Annotated in this window: 3 protein-coding genes; 2 read left to right on the top strand and 1 reads right to left on the bottom strand. The window is 43.4% G+C overall.

Annotated elements, in window-relative coordinates; genetic code table 11:
* Positions 1–280 precede the first annotated feature (280 nt).
* Both F6K37_RS32435 and F6K37_RS32430 read left to right on the top strand, forming a co-directional pair.
* A complete protein-coding gene (locus F6K37_RS32435; protein ID WP_287254745.1) occupies positions 281–751 on the top strand; it encodes a GNAT family N-acetyltransferase in 471 nt (156 codons plus the stop codon).
* 144 nt (positions 752–895) lie between these two features.
* Positions 896–2,164, top strand: coding sequence for a cyclic nucleotide-binding domain-containing protein (locus F6K37_RS32430; RefSeq protein WP_008181167.1), 1,269 nt, complete (start codon positions 896–898; stop codon positions 2,162–2,164).
* A gap of 124 nt (positions 2,165–2,288) precedes the next feature.
* Here the strand turns inward: F6K37_RS32430 and F6K37_RS32425 are convergent, their stop codons facing one another.
* A complete protein-coding gene (locus tag F6K37_RS32425) occupies positions 2,289–3,806 on the bottom strand; it encodes a serine/threonine protein kinase (RefSeq protein ID WP_008181165.1) in 1,518 nt (505 codons plus the stop codon).
* Positions 3,807–4,690: the final 884 nt, after the last annotated feature.

The raw sequence follows: 4,690 nt of genomic DNA, 5'->3' as shown, positions 1-4,690 counted from the left end.
CAAAGGTCAAAATGGTTTCACCATAATAGGCACAGGAATATTGAGCAGTCTCTTGCATTCACTACAGAATTTTCTTTGAGTGTAGCAATAATTGTATTGGGTCAGGACTGACGGAGATCACAACTGACCTATGAAATCGGTAACTGATAAATTGGGATGCTGATGGTTTGTTGTTGAGTGCTTTGTTATTGAGTGGTTTGTTGTTGAGGTTTAACGGTTGACGGTTGACGGTTGACGGTTGATGGTCAACCATTAACAAACATTCAATTTACAAAAGCTGATGAGTAAACCATCTCCATCGTTACCACCAGGATGCATTTTCCGCCCTGCCTGTGCTAAGGATACCTGGGCAATTCTTAAATTAATTCTGATCGCTAAACTAGAGCCTACCCAGTTACGTTGGACCCAGTTTCGGGTGATTGAATTTGAGGGGCGTGTGGTGGCTTGTGGACAATTGCGCAACTTTCCCGATGCCCAAGAATTGGGGAGTTTGGTTGTGGCACCTAAGTGGCGCAATCGGGGCTTGGGGAGTTATCTGATGGAAAATTTAATCAAAGAGGCTGAGTTCCCTCTTTATCTCGAATGTATGGGTTGGCTGACGCCGTTTTACACCCGTTTCGGTTTTGTGTCAGTATCCTGGCAAGACTTACCTAAATCCCTTAAATTTAAGTTTGGCTTGTCCAAACTAGCCACTACACTATTCCGTATTCCTCTATCGATCATGACCTACCAACCAAAGGATGAAGGATGAAGGCACCTCAAGTAGCTTGGCCTATGGCCAAGGCCAAGGCTGAATTTTTTGGCATCCATGGTTTTTGTCTTCAGACTTTATACTTTGTATCGAGCTATTGTATGCAGCTATAAAATAAGCAGTATTGGAAGCAGCCAGCCGCCTATGGCAACCGCCGCATTTTTTCAAGGTATATTAGGAGCTTCGAGTTTGGCATTGGGAGCCTTAGTTGGGGTTTTCTGGCAGCCGAACCGCACTGTTTCTGCTGCCATCATGGCATTTGGTAGTGGAACCTTAATTTGTGCGATCGCATTTGAAATCACCATACCTGCTTACGAAAATGGTGGATTTTTACCCCTCCTGCTAGGATTCCTAGTGGGGGGTAGCCTGTTTACTGGAATCACCACATATATCGACCAGCACGGTGGTTTTCTACGCAAACCTGCCTCTAGTCGTCGCTATTTAATTGAGCATACTCAGGAACAGGTATCCGATGTACTTAATCGCATTGCCCACGTGGAGGTGATGCAAAATATTCCCTCCCAGGAAAAGCACGCTATTGTTCCCTACCTCAAACCAGTCTATGCTCAACCTGGAGACATTCTTTGTCAGGAGGGAGCCCCTGGTGATCACCTGTATATGATTGTGGACGGAAAAGCGGAAGTCTTCAGAGGTGAAAAATTAATTAATACTATGGGTTCAGGGGAAGTATTTGGTGAAGTGTCATTGCTCACGGGAGAACCCCGTTCAGCCACTGTTATTGCCCAAACTCCCATGGAGTTATATCAACTACACCAAGAACATTTTAATCATGTGCTGAGTTGGTCTCCCCACTTAGCTTGGGCTCTCAGCCGTTCCTTAGCACGCCGACTCCAATTTGCCACTGACTCTAGGGTGGCCGTAGAACATAAGTTAGACCGTTGGCGACAACAGTTGATTGCTCAAGCAGAACTGGATCTATTAATTAGAGAAGATCCAGCTATACTAGAAAAATTAGTTAAGAATTCTGCTCCTTTTGCTATTGTCATCGGTACCTTGATTGACAATATTCCTGAATCTGCGGTTATCGGTATGAATGCTGGGGACTCTCACTTCAGCTTGTCATTTTTACTAGCAGTTTTTATTTCCAATTTCCCAGAAGCATTATCCAGTGCTACTGGGATGAAACAAGCTGGAACTAAAACCACTCAGATTCTTGGGTTATGGATGGGGGCGGTGATGCTGTGCGGAATCTGTGCAGTGGCAGGTCATGTTTTAGAAAGCCATACCCCAGAATTATTCATAGCCTTAGCTCAGGCTACTGCTGGTGGAGCAATTTTGGCAATGTTGGCTAGCACCATGATGCCAGAAGCCTATGAATTGGGAGGCAGTTCCGTTGTCTTATCCACGATTATGGGGTTTCTGTTCGCATTTTTCATGTCATCCATGAGCTGAGTTCTGAGTCCTGAGTTGCTGAATTTCGGTATTGATTGGTTTTTTATTTTGCCTTGAACCTTGTACCTTAAACCTTAAACCGTCAACCTTCAACCTTCAACCTTAAACCTTCAACCTTAAACTTTCAACCTTCTGCATTTGGTGATGAATCACTAGATTTGATATCTAACCAAGCTCGGATTTCTTCAACTAACCAATTCAATTCAGCTTCTGGTAATTGTTCGCCAAAGATGTAGGTTTGGGATTTTTGACCAAAGGGTGATGGTCGTTCTACCTGAGTAGTGATCGCAATCCCCCGATGGTATCTACCTTGTGCATCCCTATAGGCAGTAATATAAACCTCTTTAATTTGTGAATTTTCTCCTCGATCCCATTTTTTGCGGCTCAAAGATGCCTTAGTAATTTCAAATTTTTTGTTATCAAAACAAATACGAACTGCCTCAGAAAAGTCTTTTTCTGAGTTTAATGATGTTATCCACATCACTAAAAAAATTGGGATAGCTAAAGGCAGTAATGATACTGGAATTGCTAACAAAATTACTAATATTTGAAGAATAAGGTGCTTAAATAAGTCAAGTAAAATTGCTACGACTACTCCCAACCCAACACCAACTAATATCCGGTGTTGCCTAGACTTTTCTAAGGTCTTGAACCGCTGTAGTGAGTAAGAAAATACCCCCTTTAGCACCCCTCTAGCTTGTTTTAGGGCATGTTTGAGGGGTTTGAACACTATCATTTCCCAGTGGGAGGGGATATCAATGATCAGTTGTTCTGCTGATTTATGGATACGGACAACAGTGTCTGGCAGACCAGTTGGGGAGGTGTTGTTTGATGGAACCACTGGGTTAGTGTATAGCGCTTCAGTAGCTTGTTTAGCATCACTGAAGCGACGCTCCACAGCTGGTTCTGTAATTTTCTCTAGCCAGGTCACTAAGCCAGGCTCAACAGTAGAACCGAGTAGTTGACGAAATTGAATCCGCAAATTTTCCTGAGGTAACTCAGCAGGTGCCACTCCAGTCAGCAGTTCAATCAAGGTGACCCCTAAGGCATACAAATCAGAAGCAGGCACAGCTTGACCCCCAAACTGTTCCATGGGAGTATAACCATAGGTTCCCACCACTGTAAATGTGGCACCCGCAGTAGTTGGTTGAGCCTGCACTGCTCCAAAATCGATTAAATATACCTGCTCATCCTCACCCCAAATTAGATTGCTGGGCTTGATATCTCGGTGTAAGACTGGGGGGTTGAGCTGATGTAAGTACTGAAGAATTTTTAAAATATCAGCTGCGATAGTATTTACCTGCTGCTGAGAGAATCTAAACCCTTGAGACTGTTGTTGTTTCAGGGATAGACCAGGGATATACTCCTGAACCAGTCCAAACCACAGGATACTCTCATCGAGGGAAAAATAATCCCGATACTTGGGAATCCGAGGATGATCCAGTTGTTTGAGAATTTGCGCTTCCCGCTCAAATAGTTTCAAATCGTCCCATTGTACGGGACCACCTAAAGCCAAAAGCTTGACTACGACTTGCGTGTCAGACTCGGAATCCAGTGCTAGCCAAGTCTGGCGCACTGGATTGTCATTCAGCTGCTGCTGGAGGTAATAGCGATTTTGGAGGAGTTTCCCAGATTCTAGCATAGTGTAGTAGGCGTTGAAGCCAGTTCTTTTACTATAGCTTTTGGTGAATACAACTTACTATAAAGAAAAAGCCTTGTGAATAAGAGCAAGCAACCATGTCCTGTAGCAGTTACAGAAGTATTGGGGCGGTTGCTAATATATTGTTTGTCAAAAAATTCTGATTCCCCTAAATCCCTCTGGCTGAATAACCCCCTTCCGTCCGCCTTAAAAAGGCAGAGCTGTTTCAAGGGGTGCTAGGAAGGAGATAAGATACAGGAAGCTCTTAGTTGTTAAAATTTGCTTTATACACAGTCTATATTAAATATAATAGTAAGTACGTTTTAGGTAATTTTATTGTTGAAATTTAAGTTTTGATGATAACGATATTAACAATTAAACTATGTAAAAATGAAATTATTCCTCCAGTAAATATTCCTAAATACCTATTGTAATGGATAAGATAAGATGAGCAAGAATAATTTTTACCAAGGCTGGCTATTCTCTTGAGAGGATATCTGAAAAGTTTTTTGATACTGAATTTTGCACCCCTAGCCCCCCAAATTGGGTGCATCTCATATTTGTAAAAAAGATCTCAAGTGTGGGGCCCGGGCGCGGGGCGGGGGCGCGGGGAGTGTGGGAATTTTCTCCCGAATTTTTGCCTAATTGCAAAACTGAGATGCACCCCCCAAGCGAGGGATTGCTCGCTTGGGGGGAACAAGAATCAATTTGCTGGTAAAAGTCCCCCGAGCGAGGGATTGCTCGCTCGGGGGACCCACGGTAGGCTGTTGAGTTTGAATCCCTTATGCCGATAAAAGTTCATGCAGTTTATATGTCAATTTTTGTAGTCTGAAAAATAGCCCGACGCTTGGCCAAGGGAGATTCTCCAAAGTGCTGTCGATACCAAT

The sequence above is a fragment of the Moorena sp. SIO4E2 genome (assembly GCF_010671945.1).
Classification (GTDB): Bacteria; Cyanobacteriota; Cyanobacteriia; order Cyanobacteriales; family Coleofasciculaceae; genus Moorena; species Moorena producens.
This window is presented reverse-complemented; position numbering and strand designations above follow the sequence as displayed.